Source organism: Furfurilactobacillus milii, from assembly GCF_021654115.1.
Lineage (GTDB): Bacteria > Bacillota > Bacilli > Lactobacillales > Lactobacillaceae > Furfurilactobacillus > Furfurilactobacillus milii.
The window spans coordinates 271,684-293,996 of record NZ_JAIWJF010000002.1 but is presented as its reverse complement, the minus strand read 5'-3'; the positions used below and the strand labels follow the sequence as shown (position 1 = coordinate 293,996).

The 22,313-nt window shown below is 45.0% G+C and carries 20 protein-coding genes; 4 read left to right on the top strand and 16 right to left on the bottom strand.

Annotated features, from left to right (window positions below):
* Nucleotides 1-12 precede the first annotated feature (12 nt).
* Both LDK34_RS03780 and murB read right to left on the bottom strand, forming a co-directional pair.
* Nucleotides 13-2,160, bottom strand: coding sequence for a cation:proton antiporter (locus tag LDK34_RS03780; RefSeq protein ID WP_236941496.1), 2,148 nt, complete (start codon nt 2,158-2,160; stop codon nt 13-15).
* Between the two features lie 211 nt (nt 2,161-2,371).
* Entirely contained in the window at nt 2,372-3,283 is a 912-nt protein-coding gene (gene murB / locus LDK34_RS03775; RefSeq protein ID WP_236941495.1) for a UDP-N-acetylmuramate dehydrogenase, read from the bottom strand.
* A 234-nt stretch (nt 3,284-3,517) separates the two neighbouring features.
* Here murB and LDK34_RS03770 point away from each other — a divergent pair, with 234 nt between their 5' ends.
* Both LDK34_RS03770 and LDK34_RS03765 read left to right on the top strand, forming a co-directional pair.
* On the top strand, nt 3,518-4,279 hold the full coding sequence (locus tag LDK34_RS03770) for an exodeoxyribonuclease III (protein WP_178942856.1): 762 nt from the start codon (nt 3,518-3,520) through the stop codon (nt 4,277-4,279).
* 129 nt (nt 4,280-4,408) lie between these two features.
* Complete coding sequence (locus LDK34_RS03765) at nt 4,409-4,942, top strand: 3'-5' exonuclease (protein WP_161004214.1); 534 nt, start codon at nt 4,409-4,411, stop codon at nt 4,940-4,942.
* A 162-nt stretch (nt 4,943-5,104) separates the two neighbouring features.
* Here the strand turns inward: LDK34_RS03765 and LDK34_RS03760 are convergent, their stop codons facing one another.
* From LDK34_RS03760 to LDK34_RS03745, 4 genes are all read right to left on the bottom strand, one after another.
* Nucleotides 5,105-5,623, bottom strand: a complete 519-nt coding sequence (locus tag LDK34_RS03760; RefSeq protein WP_178942857.1) for a GNAT family N-acetyltransferase — start codon at nt 5,621-5,623, stop codon at nt 5,105-5,107.
* On the bottom strand, nt 5,616-6,089 hold the full coding sequence (gene tsaE, locus LDK34_RS03755) for a tRNA (adenosine(37)-N6)-threonylcarbamoyltransferase complex ATPase subunit type 1 TsaE (RefSeq protein ID WP_178942858.1): 474 nt from the start codon (nt 6,087-6,089) through the stop codon (nt 5,616-5,618). The genes LDK34_RS03760 and tsaE overlap by 8 nt, the downstream gene beginning before the upstream one ends.
* 99 nt (nt 6,090-6,188) lie before the next feature.
* Nucleotides 6,189-7,166 carry a phosphate acetyltransferase gene (pta, locus tag LDK34_RS03750; protein ID WP_178942859.1) on the bottom strand — a complete coding sequence of 326 codons (978 nt, stop codon included), beginning with the start codon at nt 7,164-7,166 and terminating at the stop codon, nt 6,189-6,191.
* Nucleotides 7,167-7,194: 28 nt separating this feature from the next.
* Nucleotides 7,195-7,899: a uracil-DNA glycosylase gene (locus LDK34_RS03745; RefSeq protein WP_178942860.1), complete on the bottom strand. Its 705-nt coding sequence runs from the start codon at nt 7,897-7,899 to the stop codon at nt 7,195-7,197.
* 189 nt (nt 7,900-8,088) lie between these two features.
* On the opposite strand from LDK34_RS03745, the gene LDK34_RS03740 reads away from it, so the two are divergent.
* Together LDK34_RS03740 and apf are read left to right on the top strand one after the other, a co-directional pair.
* Nucleotides 8,089-8,643, top strand: a complete 555-nt coding sequence (locus tag LDK34_RS03740; protein ID WP_178942861.1) for an LURP-one-related/scramblase family protein — start codon at nt 8,089-8,091, stop codon at nt 8,641-8,643.
* Nucleotides 8,644-9,024: 381 nt separating this feature from the next.
* Nucleotides 9,025-9,699 (top strand): aggregation-promoting factor, encoded by a 675-nt coding sequence (gene apf / locus LDK34_RS03735; protein ID WP_178942862.1) that lies wholly within the window; start codon nt 9,025-9,027, stop codon nt 9,697-9,699.
* Between the two features lie 625 nt (nt 9,700-10,324).
* On the opposite strand, the gene smpB is transcribed toward apf, so the two are convergent.
* From smpB to gap, 10 genes are all read right to left on the bottom strand, one after another.
* The gene (smpB, locus tag LDK34_RS03730; protein WP_017262226.1) at nt 10,325-10,795 is read right to left on the bottom strand and encodes an SsrA-binding protein SmpB; all 471 of its coding nucleotides are present in this window, start codon (nt 10,793-10,795) and stop codon (nt 10,325-10,327) included.
* A gap of 39 nt (nt 10,796-10,834) precedes the next feature.
* Nucleotides 10,835-13,201 carry a ribonuclease R gene (gene rnr / locus LDK34_RS03725; RefSeq protein WP_236941493.1) on the bottom strand — a complete coding sequence of 789 codons (2,367 nt, stop codon included), beginning with the start codon at nt 13,199-13,201 and terminating at the stop codon, nt 10,835-10,837.
* Nucleotides 13,202-13,230: 29 nt separating this feature from the next.
* Nucleotides 13,231-13,992, bottom strand: a complete 762-nt coding sequence (locus LDK34_RS03720; RefSeq protein WP_178942864.1) for an alpha/beta hydrolase — start codon at nt 13,990-13,992, stop codon at nt 13,231-13,233.
* Between the two features lie 127 nt (nt 13,993-14,119).
* The gene (secG, locus tag LDK34_RS03715; protein WP_017262223.1) at nt 14,120-14,362 is read right to left on the bottom strand and encodes a preprotein translocase subunit SecG; all 243 of its coding nucleotides are present in this window, start codon (nt 14,360-14,362) and stop codon (nt 14,120-14,122) included.
* Between the two features lie 109 nt (nt 14,363-14,471).
* Nucleotides 14,472-16,034 carry a ClC family H(+)/Cl(-) exchange transporter gene (locus tag LDK34_RS03710; RefSeq protein WP_178942866.1) on the bottom strand — a complete coding sequence of 521 codons (1,563 nt, stop codon included), beginning with the start codon at nt 16,032-16,034 and terminating at the stop codon, nt 14,472-14,474.
* A 28-nt stretch (nt 16,035-16,062) separates the two neighbouring features.
* Nucleotides 16,063-16,725 (bottom strand): TetR/AcrR family transcriptional regulator, encoded by a 663-nt coding sequence (locus LDK34_RS03705; protein WP_236941492.1) that lies wholly within the window; start codon nt 16,723-16,725, stop codon nt 16,063-16,065.
* 203 nt (nt 16,726-16,928) lie between these two features.
* On the bottom strand, nt 16,929-18,248 hold the full coding sequence (eno, locus tag LDK34_RS03700) for a phosphopyruvate hydratase (protein WP_017262220.1): 1,320 nt from the start codon (nt 18,246-18,248) through the stop codon (nt 16,929-16,931).
* 90 nt (nt 18,249-18,338) lie between these two features.
* Entirely contained in the window at nt 18,339-19,100 is a 762-nt protein-coding gene (tpiA, locus tag LDK34_RS03695) for a triose-phosphate isomerase (protein WP_178942868.1), read from the bottom strand.
* 717 nt (nt 19,101-19,817) lie between these two features.
* Nucleotides 19,818-21,017, bottom strand: a complete 1,200-nt coding sequence (locus LDK34_RS03690) for a phosphoglycerate kinase (RefSeq protein ID WP_017262218.1) — start codon at nt 21,015-21,017, stop codon at nt 19,818-19,820.
* 198 nt (nt 21,018-21,215) lie between these two features.
* Nucleotides 21,216-22,232 carry a type I glyceraldehyde-3-phosphate dehydrogenase gene (gene gap / locus LDK34_RS03685; RefSeq protein ID WP_178942869.1) on the bottom strand — a complete coding sequence of 339 codons (1,017 nt, stop codon included), beginning with the start codon at nt 22,230-22,232 and terminating at the stop codon, nt 21,216-21,218.
* Nucleotides 22,233-22,313 lie beyond the last annotated feature (81 nt).

Below are 22,313 nucleotides of genomic sequence, written 5' to 3'. Positions count from 1 at the left end.
CAAACCAATCCACTAGCTTGTTGCCTCCGTTTGCAAATCTTCACCAAGCATCAACACATTTTCCGAGTAGTTAACGTATTGGCGCAAGTTAGCTGCCATTACAGCATTGATCCGCCCAGCATCCAACAATTCTGTCACCGCTGAACGTTCGGCTGCGAGCGCACGCACCCGCAAGTCCCGTAAATTAGTTTCATACTGGAGCTGTCGAGCACTGCCATTTGTCACAGGATGACGCCGTTCAATCCGGTAGCGGTAGTGGACAATCAAATGGTACACACTTTGTCGTTGCTGTGCGTTTTTCTTGGCGTTATGGACTTTAAAGAAACGTGATAACAGGGCAATCGCTGCCTTGGCAGTTTCCGTTTCAACTAACTGACGCTGCTGGCGAAAGGTAACCATATCATTGCCGGTCATTAAAATTCGTAGACGCCGTAAACCGTGTCGAATCAAACGCCTAGCTGTTCGCCAAGCGGGTAAGGCTTCCCGTCGCTGATGGGCATCCACATTACGTAACCGCCACTTGATTTGGCGACGGTAATAACGAAAATTCCAAATATTGACTAAGCCAGCATCATGTAACTCTTGTAGCCGTTTCAACTCACCTTGCAAAGCAATTCGACGAATATCAACTTCAAAATCGATCATTATTTTCACATCTTCGGAAGGCTGCGTTCGCATCTGTAACCGTCGAATAATAAATTGATAATCGAGAATCAAGTCATACGCAGCCCGTTGATTTTCAGGCCGTCGCAGTGACTCCAGCACTCTAACTGCCGTTTTAGAAAGGTATGTTTTTGCCTCATCTACCGACATTAACGGCACCGTTTCGCCATCGTCGGCCTCTTCTTGCGCAGTCAATTCTTCCAAAGTGTCAACCTGACTACCTCGGGTCAACAGCATGGCCCCACGCCGACTGATCAATGGCAATGTCACTGCCGCGATGACCAAACTCAGCACAATAACACCAGCAGCGACAAACAAAATTAATGACCGTTCCGGAAATGCATCTCCATTACTAATGGTCGCCGGAATCGTCAACACACCCGCTAACGTAATTGCACCACGAACACCTGTTAAACCAGAAACAATCGCTGTTTTAACCGTAACTGGCTCCGTATTCTTATGTTCAATACGCCAGTTTTTGCTTAAACGACTCAATGTACCATAAACATAAATCCAAACAGCTCGCAGGATAAAAAGGATGAGCCAAATCACAACGACATAGCCGATTGCACGCCACGTTCCTGTTGCCGGATCAGCAATTGTTGCCTTCGTCGCGCTAGGCAACTCATCCCCAAGGATAATGAACACAATCCCGTTTAACACGTACACCACAATATCCCATGTCCGCTCAATCAAAAGCCGTTGTTCCGGTAAATCCTCAACAATTCGGTTTTCTGAAACATGGGCTAAAACACCAGCCGTGACAACGGCAATAACGCCAGAAGCATAAATCGCCTCTGCGCCGAGATAGATCACAAAAGGCCCCACTAGCTGTAACACTGTGTTAAACACTGGGTCATTGATTCCCGAGCGCCTCAACACCTCCCGCAACATTTGTAGTCCTGTCATCACGACAAAGCCGACCACAAAACCGGCAATACTGGTGTAAAGGAAGTCGCCAGCAGCAGACCACAGTGAAAAGGTTCCAGTCACGGCCGCTGCTAACGCATATTTAAATCCAATCAGACCGCTGGCATCATTGATCAAACTTTCGCCACTGACCAGATGAATAATTGCGGACGGTAAACTCACCTGCTCAGCAATAGATGTTACCGCTACGGGATCCGTGGGTGACAAAATAGCGGCCAACGCAAATCCCACGGATAACGGCAAGCCGGGAATGAGCAAGTGAAATAACCAGCCGCCTAGTAATGTGGTTAAGAACACAAGTAAGACTGCGTTTGCCAAAATTGGCCCCCGCAATGTCCACAACTCACTTTTTGGAAAACGCCGCCCATCATTAAATAGTAGTGGCGCGATAAATAATAATAGGAACCAATCAGTTTCGAGTGGAATCGTAATGTGAAAAATAACGGACCATAATAGTCCCAAGGTCACTTGAATCAAGCTGACCGGAATGGCCTCCAAGTAGTGTCCCAGTACGTTTGACAGCAGCACTAGCAGGACAAGAATGATCACCGCTTCAATAATATTCAAGTTGTTGTCTCCCTTCCTGTGGCCACGTATTGGCACCACGCTCAACATGCATCTACTTCTATCATACAAAAAAATTGACGCATGACCAATCAGATTGGCCTGCGTCAGCAGATAAAATAATGTTATTTAAAGTTTGAAAACTCACCTTTGTTTAATTAACTGTTTCAATAAGCCAGCAAGTACGTTAATACGCTCAGCCGACAGCAAACATTTAGTTGTCACCAATGATCCTAACTTCTGTTTCAAGATGTACACCGAACTTGGCATAGACCGTTTCTTGAACATGGTGAATAACTGCTAGGTAATCCGTGGCCGTCGCTTCACCAACATTCACGATGAAACCAGCGTGCTTGGTTGAGACCTGCGCACCACCAGATGTATAGCCGCGTAATTCGCTGTCCGTAATCAATTTGCCAGCAAAGTAACCCTCTGGTCGTTTGAACACAGAACCGCAGGAAGGCAATTCCAGCGGCTGTTTGGCGGCCCGCCGTGCATTCAAATCGTCCATTTTTGCCCGAATTGTCGTTGCTTCGCCTGGTACTAAGGTAAAACTAGCACCGACAACAATATCACCGGTCGTTTGAACCAGACTGTGTCGATAACCAAACGCCATCTCTTCAGCAGGATATGTCACGAACTCACCAGCACGTGTCAACACATCAACAGAGCTAACAATGTCTTTGACTTCCCCACCATATGCGCCGGCGTTCATGAAAACTGCTCCACCAACACTGCCGGGAATGCCAGCTGCAAACTCAAAACCAGTCAGGTGATTTTGATAAGCAACCTCAGTCGCATCAATTAACGCTGCACCAGCATCAGCAGTGACCGTGTTACCCGTCACAGTAATCGTCTTCATTTGGGTCAGAATAAGTACCAACCCACGAATGCCACCATCACGAACAATCAAGTTACTAGCATTGCCGATGACCGTTACTGGCATCTCGTGAAGTCTGGCAAAATCGACAAACTTTGCCACTTCAGCGCGCGACTCAGGAAATGCGAGCCAGTCAGCTGGCCCGCCGGTTTTCGTATTTGTGTAATTCCCCAATGGTTCGTTTTGCATCACCTTGCTGGACGCAAAAACAGTTTTTAAATCAACCTGTTGCATGATGTCACCCATTTACTTTCTTCATTAATTAACCGTTTCGGTTTCACTTTGCAATAAAGTGGCTTGTTGCCACAATTAGCTGGTGCCCGTAAACCTCGTCCTATTCTACCACGATTTGAGTTCAAACCAGTTTTCCTTATTAAAGACTTCATTTTTTACGGCTGTGGTAAAATCAACTTGTTAAACTACATAGCGCGACCACCGGTGGACAACGCCGCTCACACAAAATTCTTGGAGGATAGCATCATGAAATTTGTATCATGGAATGTTAACGGATTACGAGCAGTTTTAAAAAAGGGCTTTGAACAAACGGCGATGGAGTTAGACGCCGATGCTATTTGTATTCAAGAAACCAAGATGCATGAGGGTCAAGCGACGGTCAACCTGCCCGGCTACCATCAGTACTGGAATTATGCCGATCGTCCAGGCTACTCAGGCACAGCCATCTTTACCAAACATGAACCGGTGAACGTCACCTACGGCATTGGCGTCGATGAATACGATCACGAAGGTCGCGTGATTACGTTGGAATACCAAACGTACTACCTGCTCACGAGTTACACACCTAACTCTGGTCAAGAGCTTAAGCGGTTAGACTACCGTGACGGCTGGGACGCAGCCTTTTCCGCTTATGTAAATGAATTAGCGACTAAGAAACCCGTCATTTTCTGCGGCGATTTAAACGTCGCCCATGAGGAAATCGATCTCAAGAATCCTAAGACCAACCGTCAGCATGCTGGCTTTACAGACACCGAACGTGACAACTTCACGGCTTTACTGGGTACCGGATTTACGGATAGCTTCCGGCACTTCTATCCCGACCTAACCGGCCAATATTCATGGTGGAGTTATCGTTTTAACGCTCGTAAAAATAACGCCGGATGGCGAATTGACTACTTCGTTGTATCAACGCCTTTGATGGCTAAAGTCACCGATGCTAAAATCCTTAATGATGTGCTTGGCTCTGATCACTGTCCAGTTGCCTTAGAAACAGAAGCGTTGGACTGATCCTAGTTCGTTAATCAGCCCCTTGCCTGAACCCGTTAACAGATTTCTTTACATTTAAACGTGAAGGCCTTAGACTGACATAATAATTTAAGTTTAACGTTACCCAATGATTAAGGAGGTCACAGCGTCGTGAATTTTGTCGCAATGGATTTTGAAACTGCTAGTGCCAAACGCCACAGTGCGTGTTCATTGGCACTAACCATCGTCAGACAAAACAAGGTCGTCGATGAATTTTATACGCTGATTAAACCCGACACAGAATTCTCTTGGCGTAACACGCAGATTCATGGCATCCATGCTAGTGATGTCGCGGACGCGCCAACCTTCCCAGAAATCTGGCCACACATTAATCAGTTTTATACAAATAACCAACTTGTCGTGGCTCACAATGCCCCATTTGATAATGGCGTATTGAAAAGCACGTTAGCTCACTATGATCTGGCACCAGTCCACTACTTGACCTTAGACACGGTCAAAACAAGCCGTCGCTTTTTCCCAGAATTTCCAAACCACAAACTTAATACTGTCAGTGAACGGCTTCATGTCAATTTGGAACACCATCACAATGCGCTAGATGATAGTTTAGCTTGCGCCAATATTTTAATCTACCAAGATCAACAGTTTGGTGCTTCAGCGATCAAGCCATTTGTAAAATTACAATAACTTATCTTGATTCCCGTAACCTACCATCGACAATAAAAATCGTTTCGCCACAGATTTACATCTGATGGCGAAACGATTTTTATTTTTGCTAGTGCATTTTGACAGAATTAATACTTACAACATTGTCGATTAACCCTGACCTCAGTGACATTTATGCACGACCTACGCCTGATACCCATGATGAACCGTTAACGTCATTTCCTGGGCAGGCACCTCATCCCCGACAGCATTCACAACAGAATCAGAATGAGTGACCTTAAACCCTAAATTGCGATATAGCCGTTTGGCATACGTATTCTCCAACTGCACTGTTAAAACGATATTCGTTAGCGAACTGGCCGTTTTTGCCCAATAAAGCATTTCTTCCATGAGGGCTGACCCGAGCCCCTCATTCCAATACGACTTTAGAATGGCTACTCCGATTTCGCCAACGGTTTCATTTTTAGCAATGATACTGGCAACGCCAATCAACTGACCCCCATAATCTGCTACCATCAGATGATTTTGTGGTGAACTGATCATCACCCGTAATTGAGCGGCTTCCTCTTCAACAGACAAATGTGCCAAGGCAGGATCAGCAGTGAATGTGGTAGATTCTTTTTTTAAATCTTCCAATAAGGTTAGCAGGTCTGCTGCATCATTTTCAGTAACAGGCCGAATGTCTACAGTTGGTTCACTCATCGTATTGTGCCTCCAATTTATCAGTCATTTTTTGATAGTGTTCACCTTGTGGGTCAAACGTTAGGGTGCGTCGATCAATATTACTTTCATCACGGTGTAAATGAATTGTTAACCGGTCGGCCGGCAACTCACCCTTAACAAACTGTGACCACTCAACGACACTGACACCTTGCCCGTTAAAATATTCATCGAGGCCCAAATCATCACCACCGCCATTTTCCAGTCGGTATACATCCATGTGATACAGTGGCAAACGGCCTTCTTTATACTCACGAATGATGGTAAACGTAGGGCTTTTAACATACCTGTGGATGCCTAAACCGGCCGCTAATCCCTTAGTCAGGGTCGTCTTACCAGCACCAAGATCGCCATCCAATAAAATAACATCGCCCGCAGACACCAGCTCTGCAAGATGTCGCCCAATAGCCTGTGTTTCTTCGTCAGTCTTCGTGGTGATTGAAAACATGTGTGATCCACTCCTCAAACGTGCTTAACGCGTCATTCTTTGAATAAAAATCGCCATCCCAAAACAAGTGGAATCGCGATTAATTGTGACATTATCTAACTACTTAACGGATTGTGCGGCTGTGATGATTGCAACCTTATAAACATCTTCTTCGTTACAGCCACGAGAAAGATCAGATACCGGTTTGTTCAACCCCTGTAGGATTGGGCCGATTGCTTCAAACCCACCAAAGCGTTGAGCAATCTTGTAGCCAATATTACCAGATTGTAATTCAGGGAAGACAAACACATTTGCGTGACCAGCAACTTTTGAGCCAGGTGCTTTGGCCGCGCCGACCGTTGGTACAAACGCAGCATCGAATTGTAATTCACCATCCAGTGCTAAATCAGGCGCCTGTTCGTTAGCTAACTTAGTAGCTTCTTGAACCTTAGTCACCATGTCGCCCTTAGCGGAACCCTTGGTTGAAAAGCTCAACATAGCAACCTTTGGATCGATATCAAAAACCTTCGCCGTGTGGGCCGATTCAATAGCAACTTCAGCCATGCCAGCAGCGTCTAATTCGATATTAATAGCACAATCGGCAAAAACATAACGTTCGTCACCCTTTTGCATCACAAACGCACCAGAAATTCGTTTGACACCTGGCTTGGTTTTAATGATTTGAAGTGCTGGGCGAACCGTATCGCCAGTTGGGTGAACAGCACCAGAAACCATCCCATCAGCTTGGTCCATGTAAACCAACATCGTGCCAAAGTAGTTAACATCCTTTAACCAATCTGCCAACTGTTCGCGCGTGTTCTTACCAGCACGACGTTCAGTGAGGGCATCAAGCATGTCCTTCTTCTTATCTTCAGGATACGTTTCTGGGTCAATCAATAATACGCCGCTGGCATCCAAATTGTTGTCAGCTGCGGTCTTTTCAATATCGGCCTCGTGTCCCAAAATAATTGGCTTTACCAAGCCATCCTTGGCCAACCGAATCGCAGCACCCAAGATCCGCGGGTCCTGACCTTCTGGAAAGACAATGGTTTTGTCTTGACCACCAATTTTATCCTTTAAACTATCAAATAAATCCATGCGTGATTCCTCCAATAATTTAGTCTAATTACCCATTTTTTAAATCCGCCATCGAAACCGAAGCTGGTAGCTGCCAATTAATGGGGGCTTCCCCCATCGCAACCAACGCCTCATTTGTTTTCGAAAACGGTTTGGAACCAAAAAAGCCACGATATGCAGAGAGTGGACTCGGATGTGCTGACTGCAACACAATGTTAGTATGCGTATCAATCAGTTTAATCTTGTCTCGAGCAGCTCGACCCCAAAGAATGAAGACAACCGGAGTCTCACGTTCTGACAATCGTCTGATTGCCGTATCGGTCAGGCGTTCCCAGCCTTTACCAGCATGAGAGAATGCCCTGCCATCTCGAACCGTCAGAACGGAGTTGAGTAATAACACGCCCTGCTGAGCCCATGATTTTAGAAAACCGTGATTCACTGGCGCAATCCCCAAGTCATCCTGCAATTCCTTATAAATATTTTGAAGCGACGGTGGCACTTGCACACCCGGCATCACAGCAAAGCTCAGACCAAACGCCTGATGCGGTCCATGATACGGATCCTGTCCTAAAATAACCACTTTAACATCTTGAAACGGCGTCCATTCGAAAGCCGTGAAGATGTGGTTCATATCAGGATAAATTGTTTGCGTGCGATATTCCTGCTTCAAAAAGTTGTGTAATTCTTGGTAGTAAGCCTGTTCAAATTCAGGCTGTAAAATATCCCACCAGTCATTATGAATAAACGGTTTCATTCCCTGCACCTCAACGTTTATTGTAGCAGACCTCTAGCGTAAAATACATTATCAACTAACTGTCTTCATCAATCTAAAAGATAGTCGAGAGAAACAACGAGTTTCCCGCGGTTCAGAGCATGGACCGTGTTACAATCAAACGTAGACAACAGTTTACTAAATCACTCGTCCTTATAATGGAGACTAATCATGCGTCAGTTATACATTAGACAAACCCCGGGCGTTTTAAACGGTGTCCGCCCCGTATTAGATGTTCATCGACAAACACTCTACCTAATCTCCGGTCAGTTCGGCTGGTCACGGGCACAATTAATTGCTTCTTCTGCCTCAGGTGAAGCTCTGGCGGAAGCAAAACAACTCTCTTTAGGCATTATGCCAAAGTTTGCCATTTACTTTAATGGTAAAGAAGTTGGCTCGGTTCGACGCACATTTGGTTTTTGGCGCGAGGTTATTTATATTCACGGTCTTAACTGGGTCGTTATAGGTAACCTCATGTCTGGAAAATACAAGATCTACCATGGCACCCATATTATTGCCAGTATGCGCCCAGTTGACGGTTCAGACGGTGGTTATGATCAACTCAGTGTGGCTAACCATTCGGCCGAACCTGTCTGCTTGCTGATTGCGGCAATCATGGATCGTTGGTCCAAACAAAATGGGCGGCGGCGCCTCGTTCATAATCAGCCCCTTCGTTTGGGGCAAGAACCAAAAACGCTTGGGCCCGAATATCGAGAAAAGGAATAAATTAGTAAAGAAATTCGCTGTGATTATCGTTATTTGATGATTCACGGCGTTTTTATGTGCGACAAATGCCGTTAAATCAACGTTTTGAGGGATAGTTACATGTTTGTAATCATGCTCATTGCCGTCAGTTCGGCAACACTTCAATAATTTTCGAGTTATAAACATTATCATGTTACAAAATATTTCAAAAGCATCTTTATGTGACAAAACGCTCTGATTTTGTAATGTCTACGGTATTTCGTTGTTATTTACACCATGTATAGTAGGCATCGTTGTTTGGAAGAGAACAACACCCCAGCCACGAATCCTCGTGAGGGGTTGCCAAGCGCGTCGCCAATTAAGATGCGACGCCATACACAATATAGGAGTGAAAATTTCTACATGAAGATCAAACAAATTTTGTTAACTACTTTAAGCGCCGGTGCTTTATTAGCCGCTGGAACTGTTGCCGCAAACGCAGACTCAAACGTTACTGTTAAGAGCGGAGACACTGTTTCCGCATTGGCATATGCCAACAACACAAGCATTGATGCAATCATCAACGCTAACCAGTTGCAAAACCAGGGAGACTTAATCTACGTTGGTCAAAACTTGATTATCCCTGACGGCACTTCCAACACTACAACAACTACGACAACACAAGCTGCAGCCCCTGTTCAACAAGCTGCACCAGTTGCACAAACACAGCCTGTTGCTAAGACACAAGCTCCAGTAGCTCAAACAACTACGCAAGCTGCTCCTGCACAACAGACTGCCCCTGTTCAACAAGCTCAAACTACACAAGCTTCAACCACACAAAACACACAGGCTGCCTCAACTTCAACAGCTTCATCATCTGACGAAGCTGCCATGGCTTATATCGCTGCCGGTGAATCTGGTGGTAGTTACAGCGCTCGTAACGGTCAGTACATTGGTAAATACCAATTGAGTGCTGACAAGTTGAACGGTGACTACTCTGCTGCTAACCAAGAACGTGTTGCATCTGCTTACGCTGTTTCACGTTACGGTTCATGGTCAGCTGCTGCTTCCCACTGGGCTGCATACCGCGGTTGGTAATCAACTGTTAATCTAACTATGTTCTGATTTAAGACTCATCTTCGGATGAGTCTTTTTTGTGATCTCTTTTAAATTCCTAAAAGTACACAAAAAAAGATCCTGCAATTAGCGCAGAATCGTTTTCTCTTACATTTTTTGTTCATTATTCACTGTCTCTTCTGCCGTTACGTCGACCAGAAACGCCGTTCCCTGAGGACCGGATTCAACCCGCACAAATCGCGGTTTTCATCCTTGATTATGAGCCGAAGAACACGTCTCATAATTCATCCCGCCACACTAAGCGGCCAAATTCCTGCCGCCAAGTGTGGCCGACACGGAACTCTATTTCTAGTCAACTCCACTCAATAGCTATCGTTATTTGATCTGCGGCCCGCAATCACAATCGATGCGAACCAAACACTCTACAGTAACTGAAGGGCGTCAACAGTGATACCGAGCAGTGCAGGTAACGTTAATTCGAGTGGTTTACTCGAATTTAGGTTACGGACGGTCGCCAAGACTCGGCTTTTCACGAGTCTTGGCGACGAGGTGAAAGACTCCGAATTTTAGGAGGCATGAACCGGTCCCACAGCGAGCGTGTCATTGTTGACAACCGTAAGCGGCAGTAAAGACCCTACAAAAGTGATTATCGGCGGCGCGACAATGCACGATCGATATCACGTTGTTGGTCGCGTTTCTTCAATGTCTCACGTTTGTCATAAGAATGCTTTCCTTGTGCCACACCAATCAGCACCTTCGCAAAACCATGCTTGATGTAAACCTTTAATGGCACAATGGTCATCCCTTTTTGGGACACTGCCGACTGTAACTTACTAATTTCTTTTTGATGTAGCAATAGCTTTCGTGTACGCAACGGATCGTGGTTGAAACGATTTCCCTGCGTAAACTCGGCAATATTGACATTCATGAGGTAAGCTTCCCCATCTTTGATCGACACAAACCCGTCACCAATCGTGATTCGGGCCGCCCGAACGGATTTAATTTCCGTCCCGGTTAGTGAAATACCAGCTTCATATGTGTCGAGAATCGAATATTCATGACGCGCCTTACGATTATTTGCCAGCGCGTCGTTGCCAGTTTGTTTTCGTTTGGCCATGTTCACGCCTGCCTTTCGTTCAGCATTTTGGTCTTAAACTTACTTTTTCCGGTCACCGTGAAAATTGGTTTTACCACTACGACCAGCCTTATTGCGATTACTTTGATAGTGGTTAAATTTCTTGCCACCATTCTTCTCATCACGTTTGGCATTGTTATGGAAGTTACGGTTACCACGGTTATCGTTTCCACGACGGCCGCCATTGCCATGATTATCATGGGCCACACGGATGTCTGTCGTTGGCGCAGTCCGTGGGTCCACGATGGTAAAGTCCACTGCGGCAGCATCCTTATCGACCTTTTCCAAATGAACCTTGATTGGCTGGCCAATTTGGAAGATGTGATGATGCCGTTCACCAATCAGGGCTAAATGACTTTCATCGTAATCGTAAAAGTCATCCTTCATGTTAGAAATGTGAATAAGTCCTTCAACCGTGTTTGGCAATTCCACAAACATCCCAAATTTCAGAACAGAGCTGACAACCGCATCAAAATCCTCGCCAACGTGATCAGCCATGTATTCGGCCTTCTTCATGTCATCGGTAGCCCGCTCAGTATCGATTGAACGACGCTCGCGTTCAGAAGTATCTTGGGCAATCTGTGGTAGCTTATCTGCGTATTTTGCCTTAGCAGCATCACTATCACCGTTTGCTGCATACCAGCGAATCATCCGGTGAACCATGTCATCTGGATAACGACGAATTGGTGACGTGAAGTGTGTGTAGTATTCAGCACCAAGACCAAAGTGTCCTAGCGGCTGATCTGAATATTTTGCCTGCTTCATGGAACGAAGCATCATGGTTTGAACCATCTGCTCTTCAGGTGTTCCGGCAACTTCCTTCAACACAGACTGTAACATCTTCGGTTTCAGGTTGTTTGGATCACCCTTGGCATTAATTCCAAAGACATTCAACAAATCAAAGAAACTCTTTACCCGATCACCATCTGGTGTTTCATGGACACGGTATAAGAATGGGACATGCATCCGGTCATAATGTTCAGCCACGGTTTCATTAGCAGCCAGCATAAAGGATTCAATCATCCGTTCTGCCAGGCCACGTTCACGTAACTCAATGTCGGTCGGATGCCCTTCTGTGTCAACAATGATCTTTGCTTCTGGAGCATCGAAGTCAATTGCACCACGCTGGTGACGTTTCTTAACCAGAATCTTGTGTAATTCTGCCATCGTTTCAAACATGCCAACAAGACTGTCATAACGTTCCATGGTTTTGGCATCATGAGCTTCCAAAATCTTATTAACGCCCTTATAAGTCATCCGGGCATGACTCTTCATCAAGCTAGGATAAATTTTATGGCTAACGACCTTACCAGTACCATCAATTTCCATGTCACAGGTCATTGATAAACGTTCAACGCCCTCGTTCAGTGAACAAATGCCGTTTGATAAGCGTTTTGGCAACATTGGAATAACGCGGTCAGTCAGATAAACAGAAGTTCCACGTTTGTAAGCTTCTTTATCGAGCGCAGAACCTTCCTTCACGTAGTAACTAACGTCGGCAATGGATACGCCCAGATGATAGTTACCATTTGGCAGTTTCCACGCAACGACTGCGTCATCCAAGTCCTTACTTTCAATACTATCGATGGTAACTAACGGTTGATCAGTAATATCAACTCGACCAGCCTTGTCAGCTTCTTGCACCGTATCAGAAATTGCATTGGCTTCATCCAATACTTCCTGTGGAAATTCGGAAGGCACATCATGAGCGTAAACGATTTGGAGAATATCGATACCTGGTTCGTCGGCGTTCCCAATCACCTTCGTGGCCACACCACTTAACAACTGTGGATTGAGATCCGTTGGATAACCGGTAACATCGGCCGTGACAACTTCACCATCAACTGGATGAATACCGCCGTCGAGTACATCAAACGTATAACTGCCGAGTTTCTTATCTTTAAGGAGCACTTCACCAATAACACTAGGCAACTTGGCGTCACGTTTGGACCTAAACTCACCAACGATTTGTGTGTAGTGGCGCTCAGTCACTTTTGTTACTTCACCTTCAGGTCCACGATCAGATCCCGGTTTAGATGGGCGTAAAATCTTCATCTCAACCGTGTCACCTGTCATTGCATGCTTGGTATGATCTGGATTGATGTAAGCATCTGGTTGTTCATCATCATATGCGACGAAACCAAACCCCTTGTCGTTACCATGGAAAGTTCCTGATAACCCAGCTGCCACTTTAACAATGGCCCACTTACCGGTATCCGTAACAGCCACTTTGCCAGCACGTTCCAACCCAGCAAGTGCCTGCACGCTTAGCGTGAATTCAGCTTCTGGTTGTTTAAGTGCAGTGCCGATTTCGGCCGCTGTAAACGAGCCCTCCTGATTGGCGTTTAAAAACGTCAAAATTTGTTGTTGTAAATTGCTTTCTGTCATAATTACCTCATTTTTACTTTCGCGTTAGGTTAAAACAGTCGTTCAAGAAATGCTTCAACGTCTGTTTGCAATTGGTGATGCGCGTTATTTACTGTTAAAACATGGCCCGCGTTCGGATACAGCTTAAACGTGACATCTTTATTTAAACTCTCCATTCGTTCATTAAAAGCCGCCCCACTGCCAGGATCAATCATTTGATCCGCATCACCCTGGGCGATAAAGAATGGCTTATTAATCATTTGTAAATTTGCTGCCACTTGTGTTTGGACAAAGGCTTCAATGTCGCTCAACTGTTCTGGATTGTGCTGAGCTAACCAGTCGAGACTTTGTTGCTTTTCATCCGTTGACATTTGTGTACGTGAATAAATTTTGTTGCTCAAACTTAAAAAGCTTTGTGGCACATTCGTTTGACCAACCCGAATAACTGGCGATGCAAACGTCCCACCACCGACTAACGTATTATCAATTTCCAATAAGCGCGTGGCAAACAAGCCGCCCATAGATAGACCAAAGACTGCAATCTGTTGATAACCGTGTGCTTTTAGAAAGGCCACTGCATCTTGCGCGTTCTTCAGCCAAGCGGCCACGCCGCCCTTTGTGATAATATCTTTGGGCTCCATGGTGCCATGACCGGCGAATATTGGGGCATAGACTGTATAACCATCACGCGCCAAGCCACGCCCAATCATCCCCATGTCATTGCTACTGCCAGAGTATGCATGCAGCAACAAGACTGCGTTTGCACCCGCCTCAATAAACAGTGGTTCTGGTTGACGAAAATGAATTGTCATTCTTTCCATCCTTTCACTGAAAAATTGCATGAAAAAAAGCCGGGACTAAGCCCAGCTTTGTCATACATCAATGAAGATGGCACGAGGCCATCACCAATTTGTAAACGTTAGTCGTCAAAAAACAAGCCTACTTATGCGAGGACAAGTACACTAACGCCAAGGCAATAGCAAAGAACAAAATGCCAAGGATTACTGTAACCCGTTGCATAAAGCCTTCAAAGCCCCGTGACTTTTGTTGAGCAAATAAGTCGTTTGCACCGCCGCCAGACAAGGCACCTAATGCATCATCTGTTTTCGTGGGTTGCATCATGACTGCAATAACGATTAAGATTGCGATCACAATCAGTGCAGTTAACAAAAAATTATACAAAGTGGTTCCTCCCATTCAAACTTCGCGGTATGTCTCAACTAATTTAACATAAAATGGTGGGGATTGCTAGTATGAGCATGCTACTAGACGTATGCAAACAGTTAATTCCTCAGTCTTCACCACGCACACTAATTTGCTCTGCCATCCCGGCAATTCGTTCACGAATAAAGGCACGATTATCATGTTGTGTTTCCACAATCAAGGTATCACCGGCACGCAAAATCGTATCGCCGTGCGGAATAATCTGCCGTTCGCCACGATGAACACCAATTAATAGAGCATTGGTCGGCCATCTAAATTCCCGTACCTGATGGCCAACTAAAAACGAACCATCGAACACAGGTACTTCAATTCGGTCCGTAAAACCAGCAGCTCGTTCCTCCGTCGGTGACAACATTCGTCCCAATAAGGATTCATAAATCGGCGCGCCACCGCACACATCTACTGTAATATAGGCAACTAGACAAACCACGGCTAAAGGCATCAAATGTTGCAATGACCCGACCATTTCCGTAATCAAGAGAATCGCCGTGAATGGTGCTTTCCCAATTCCGGCGAAATATCCTGCCATTGCAAAAATAACTAAGTTGACCACGTAAATACTAGGCAGTAAGCCCATCATGACCATCGCCCGGCCATAAATTGCACCGATGACGGCACCTAACGTTAAAATCGGTAAGAAGATCCCACCGGGTAATCCAGAGCCATACGCCACCATCGAGAATACGAACCGAACCACAAACAGCCCGATGAGCACCCAAATGCCTGGATGGATGCGTGCCAAATCCAAAATAACGCTATTACCGCCGCCCAAACTGGCCGTCCACCACCAACCAACAGGAACGGTTAGTAGCAGTGCCACAATGCCGTCTAAATAACGCGGCAGTCTTAACTTAGCGTACCAACTTGGCAAACGCAGCAAAACGGTTTGATACAACCGTCCTAATAAGCCCAAAATAATGCCCAATACGATCAAATGACCGTAATCACGTAATGGTAGTCCACTGGAGTACGGAATATGTAAAACTGGCGTTTGTCCGAAAAATGCCAGTGACACAAAGTTTGCGACAACAGCACTGGTTAACGATGTCAGCCAAACCAACGGTGAAAAATTATGATAAATTTCTTCCAAAACAAATAGTGTACTGGCAATCGGTGCATTGAATGCCGCTGACAAACCTGCCGCTGCCCCACTGGCGATTGCGACCCGGCGATTAGTCCCTTGATGGCCACGAAGCGTGGCGTAGCCTTGCCCCACAGCAGCCCCAAGTTGAATCGAAGGACCTTCCCGACCCAACATCAGACCAGAACCAATCGCTGCAATGCCACCAACAAACTTTTTCCAGAGTGTTGGCCACCACGGTTCGTCAAACTCCCCAGCCAATTGACCCTCAACTTGGGGAATCCCAGACCCACTAATTTGTGGACTGGTCTTAACCAGTAGCCCCACTAAAATGCCCAAAATAATCATGCCCAAAAGCCACGGTACAATTAACCAAGGTTGGTGATGCATCGCCGCATAACCCATTTTCACCAAATCAAGACCATGCTCAATTGCCAGGCGAAACAAACTAACAATAAGCCCCGCCACTAATCCAACTGCTAAACCTGTGATGACAGTTCCAACCCGCGTTAGATCGTGCGAAAGTCGGCGTTTACTTTTTTTCTTCAAATGATCATCTCTCTTTTTAGGACAGTTTTTATAAGAATGTTCGATTATACTCATTCACAAAATATTCAATAATCAACCGGACAGGCTGATCATCAATTACATTTAACTGCTCAGGTAAAAGCAACTGCGTCTTCTTTAAATTATAGTAATCAGTCAATACCTTCGTGAGATTCAAACTATGGCGCAACAAAAAGTGACGGTCAATTAGGCCGCGCACCATCACGCGATCTTGCAACAATAAAACATCCCACTGATACGTGCGAAAAAGTCCGCGCTTTACACCGGTCTCGAAGTAAATAATTGCTTGCTGCTGTTGCTGATTAAGTGCATCTTGCAAATTGCGATAATCTGAATCATTTGCTGACTTCAGGTCAGCCAAGAATTCATCAGAAATTGTTCGTGAAATTGTCAAAGATTGATCGAACAGCATTTGAAACTGACGAAAAAAGTTTGCCACATCCCCATTAAGCTGAGGCATGTCAAGGTCCTCTATGTAGTCTAAGTACAACTTAACAACAGCGTGCACAATGTCTTCTTTCGAGCTGAAATATTTATAAGCCGTTCTTCGTGAAACCCCCATTACTTTAATCAGGTCGTTCATTGTTAGCTGGCTAAAGCCTTCCCGCATAAAAACAACGGCCATTCGTTCTAATAGCGCATGCCGTTTTGCCACCTCACGTTGTGTTGCCATGTAGCTCCCCCGTTTCATTGTTGCCAAAAACATTCAAATTCAGTATAGGTGAACAAAGTAAACACATTAATGACTTCATGTATATTTCAGCTTTTCTTTTGAATCTTTAGAATTTCATAATCTATCAAAACTTGGCGACAAAAAAATCCCCACTTCGAAAAGTGAGGAATTTTATTATCATAACAACCTATTTCAATACGAAATTACTTGTTGATGATGGCATTACGAGCTTGTTCACTCAAGTTATAGAATGAGTGGATGCCCTTGTATTCAGCGGTTGTGCCTAATTGGTCTTCAATCCGCATCAACTGGTTGTACTTAGCGATCCGTTCAGTCCGGCTCATTGAACCAGTCTTGATTTGGCCGGCGTTTGTAGCAACAACCAAGTCAGCAATCGTTGTGTCTTCGGTTTCACCAGAACGGTGAGAAACGATGGCAGTGTAGCCAGCTTCTTTAGCCATTTCGATAGCTTCAACAGTTTCAGTCAAAGTACCGATTTGGTTCAACTTGATTAAGATAGCGTTAGCAACGCCCATCTTGATACCCTTAGCCAAGTAGTCAGTGTTAGTAACAAACAAGTCGTCACCAACAAGTTGTACTTTCTTACCTAACTTAGCAGTTAAAGTTGCCCAGTCATCCCAAGTGTTTTCATCCAGAGGATCTTCGATGGAAACGATTGGGTACTTGTCAACGATACCTTCAAGTAAGTCAGTGAATTCTTCGGCAGTGTAACTCTTGCCGTCACCAACCAAGTCATACTTCTTAGTGTCAGTGTTGTAGAATTCTGATGCAGCACAGTCAAAGGCGATTGAAATGTCCTTACCAGGTACATAACCAGCCTTAGTGATAGCTTCAACCAAAATTTCAAATGGTTCTTCATTGTTCTTCAAGTCAGGTGCAAAACCACCTTCGTCACCAACGGCAGTGGAGTAACCACGGTCGTTTAAGATGCTCTTCAAAGCGTGGAATGTTTCTGAACCGTAACGAACGGCTTCTTTAATTGTTGGCGCGCCGACAGGCATAATCATGAATTCTTGGAAGTCAACCTTGTTGTTGGCATGCTTCCCACCATTGATAACGTTCATCATTGGTGTTGGCAGAACGTGCGCATTGAAACCACCTAAGTAGTTGTAAAGCGGAACTTCAAGTTCGTCAGCAGCTGCACGGGCAGCGGCTAATGAAACACCTAAGATGGCGTTCGCGCCTAATTTACCCTTGTTTGGTGTACCATCAAGCTTGATCATTGCTTGGTCGATAGCAACTTGGTCAGTAACATCGTAACCAACAATTTCCTTAGCGATGATGTTGTTTACATTATCAACCGCTTTAGTAACACCCTTACCTTGGAACCGGCTCTTGTCGCCGTCACGTAATTCAACAGCTTCGTGTTCACCAGTTGAGGCACCTGAAGGAACGATTCCACGGCCCATTGCACCACTTTCTGTGTACAATTCAACTTCAACAGTTGGGTTACCGCGTGAATCTAAAACTTCGCGTGCATAAATATCTGTAATAATAGACATCTTATTCTCTCCTTATATGGGTAAATGTAGTCGCAATGACTTCCCTACCATTATATGTGTTACGCGTTTCACTATCAAGATTATGAGCAATTATTTTCCAGGATCATTGCTAATAAGTTCCAGAAATGATTCAGGTTGGAGGCTAGCATTGCCGACCAAAACCCCATCGACGTCCTGTTTCTGCATGATCGTGTTTATATTTGCAGGCTTAACAGAACCGCCATATAATACTCGCACTTCGTCAGCAATTTCATCATCGTAAACGTCTGCGACCGTTTGACGAATCAGATAACAGCCTTCCTCAATTTGATCAGGTGACGCCGGTGTACCCACACCAATCGCCCAGCTTGGCTCATACGCAATAATCGCAGTTCCTGCCTGCTCCTCATCAACGCCCTTTAACGCCTCAATTACCTGAGCAACAACCCAGTGAACAGCATCATTAGATTCTCGCTGCCCCATCGTTTCATCACAACAGATAATCGGTCGCATATGGTTCCGAAAAACGGCTTGAACTTTTAAATTAATCATCTCGTCGGTTTCACGGAAAATCTTCCGACGCTCAGAATGTCCTAAAATAACAAAATCAACGCCAGCTTTGCTTAACGCATATGGACTGGTTTCACCGGTAAACGGACCATTGTCCTCAAAGTAACAATTTTCCGCGCCAACTTCTAAAGGCATGTCGCGAGTCTGATCAACCATTTGTTCTAAAAACAAAGCAGGTGCACAAATAGCTGTTTCTAACTGCATCGCATTAGGCAAATTGCCTCTAATACCATTTACAAACGATTCTACTGAGTCCGCAGTCTTATTCATCTTCCAATTTCCAACAATCATTGGAATCCGCATGGGTTAGCCCCCTCTTCATAATGGGTCTTAGCATTACTCTTTTAATCTGTCAAAGCACTCGTTGCCAAACGAACACTCACAACTCTTTCTCCTACACATGCATTGTAGTGAAATCGATCCTAAAAAGCCAGTTTCACCTTGCCTGATTGCTTTGGTAAGCAGTGACCTGTCGTTGCGATGACCGAAGACGCCGTTTCGTGGGGAACGTTTCAGCCCGCTGAAGTACACGGTCTTCAACTCGATTCTGAACCGAAAACCACGTTTCAGAACTCGTCCCACAATACTAAATGGCAAAACCCGCCATCAAGTATTGTCGACACGAAACTCTGTCTTCAGTCATCTCCACTCACATATAAGTCGCCAGGACCTTCAACAGATATATTAGTACACATTTAAATTTGTTGCTCGACCACTTCTTGGGCTTTTCAAGGTTATATGACTATGAGCTGGAGGGCGTCAACATTGAAATCAAGACGTGCAAGTGGTGTTAATTCGGTGGTTTTGTGCCGAATTTACAGCACGGACGGTCGTGGAGACTCAGGTTCTCATGAGGCTTCACGGCGAGGTGAAAGACTCCGAATTTCAGGAGGCTTGAACCGGTCCCACGGCGCATTTCAATGTTGACAACCGCAAGCGTCCTTAACCACTCAAAACACAAAAACGCCCGCCAACCTGTTAAGAAACAGATTGGCGGGCGTTAAGTAGAAAGGTATTAAATTACTTGTCGCTGATTGCTGCGATCCCAGGTAAAGTCTTACCTTCAAGGTATTCAAGGGAAGCACCACCACCAGTGGAGATGTGAGTCAATTTGTCTGCAACACCCAATTGTTGAACGGCAGCAGTTGAGTCACCACCACCAACGATTGTTGTAGCATCCAAGTCACCCAAGAACTTACCAACAGCTAAGGTACCCTTAGCAAAGTTAGGCATTTCGAAGACACCCATTGGTCCGTTCCAAACAACAGTCTTAGCATCACGCAAAGTGTTTTCAAATAATTCAACAGACTTTGGACCGATGTCAAGAGCCATGTAGCCATCAGGAATTGAACCATCAACAGTTTCTGCAGGTGAGTCATTCTTGAATTCCTTAGCAACAACAGAGTCGATTGGCAATACAAGCTTGTCGCCAGCCTTTTCAATGATTGCTTTGGCTGTGTCGATCTTGTCCTTTTCAAGCAATGAGTTACCAACTGATAGGCCTTGGGCAGCAAAGAAGGTGTAAGCCATCCCACCACCAACGATAACCTTGTCAGCTTTGCTCAATAAGTTGTCGATAACACCGATCTTATCAGAAACCTTAGCACCACCCAAGATAGCAACGAATGGGTGAACAGGGTTATCAACAGCGTTACCTAAGAACTTGATTTCCTTTTCCATTAAGAAACCAGCAGCAACTGACTTGCCGGCTGCTTTCATGGCCGTTGCGATACCAACGTTTGAGGCATGTTCACGGTGAGCAGTACCAAAGGCGTCGTTAACGAAAACGTCGCCAAGTGAAGCCCAGTATTGACCCAATTCAGGGTTGTTACCAGATTCCTTCTTGCCATCCAAATCTTCAAAACGGGTGTTTTCGAATAACAGAACTTCGCCGTCTTTCAAGTTGTTGATGGCGTCTTCAAGTTGTGGACCACGGGTAGTTGGTACAAACGTTACAGGTTTGCCCAATAAGTTACTCAAGCGTTCTGCAACAGGACGCATGGATAATTCCTTTTTGTCCTCTTCAGTCTTAACACGACCTAAGTGACTGAATAAGATGGCACGGCCACCGTGATCCAGAACATAGTTAATCGTAGGTAATGCAGCCACGATTCGGTTGTCGTTACCAATCACGCCGTTTTTAATCGGCACATTAAAGTCAACACGCATTAAAACTTTTTTTCCAGTTAAATCTAAATCAGAAACAGTTAATTTAGCCAAGGTAGTTTCCTCCCAACGATTTTTGCGTACGCATATATTTTAACGATTTTTAATGGTAAAAGCCACTCACAGCCCAATTTTCTGAAAACAAACGTGACTATTTGTGAACCATTCCACTAAATCATTCAAAGAAAAAGGCGGGCGGAGTCTTCCTCCTCCCGCCTTTGCCACATTTAATCAAAAACGTAATGATTTAAATTAAGCTTCCAAAATGGCGAACTTCAACAACGTACGGATCATGTTGCAAGTGAAGCCCCATTCGTTGTCGTACCAAGCAACAGTCTTAACTAATTGACTGTCACCGGCAGTTGTAACTTCCGTTTGAGTTGGGTCAAATACGGAACCGTGTGAATCGTCGATGATATCGCTTGAAACGATTTCGTCGTCGTTGTAACCAAAGGCTTCGTTGCCTTCAGTGTGCTTCTTGATAGCTGCGTTAACTTCGTCAGCAGTAACTTTCTTGTCCAGAACAGTTACTAATTCAGTTAATGAACCATCAACAACAGCAACACGTTGTGCGTGTCCTTGTAACTTGCCGTTCAATTCTGGGATAACCAAACCAAGGGCCTTAGCAGCACCAGTTGAGTGAGGAATCGTGTTAACAGAAGCAGTACGGTTGTTACGAGGCTTTGAACCACGAGGGCCATCAAGGATTGATTGCGTTGATGTGAAGGCGTGAACCGTCGTCATCGTACCAACCTTGATACCGAATTCTTCGTTCATGAAGTAAGCCAGTGGTGCAAGACAGTTAGTCGTGCATGAACCAGCGGAAACGATCTTGTCGTCGTTGCTCAAAACGTCCAAGTTAACGCCAGGAACAACAGTTGTGATCTTACCAGCAGGTGCTGAGATCAGAACACGCTTTGCGCCGGCATCCAAGTGGGCTTGTGACTTTTCTGCTGAAGTGTAGAAACCAGTACATTCAAGCACGTAGTCAACACCATCGTTCTTAACCCAAGGAATGTTCTTTGCATCGCGTTCTGCGTATACAGGGATTTCCTTACCGTCAACGACAATGCCCTTGTCCGTTGAACTAACTTCACCAGGGAACTTACCATGAGTGGAGTCATACTTGAGTAAGTAAGCCAACATTGAAGGTGTAGTCAAATCATTGATTGCAACAACTTCGATGTCGTTAGTGTTCAATTCGTGGATCCGCTTTAAAGCTAAACGACCGATACGGCCAAATCCGTTGATACCAATTTTAACAGTCATTGGTGAACTTCCTCCCTTAAGGAAAATATATGTTTAACACAGATGTAATTATATGACAATCGACCAAATCCTGCAAACGTT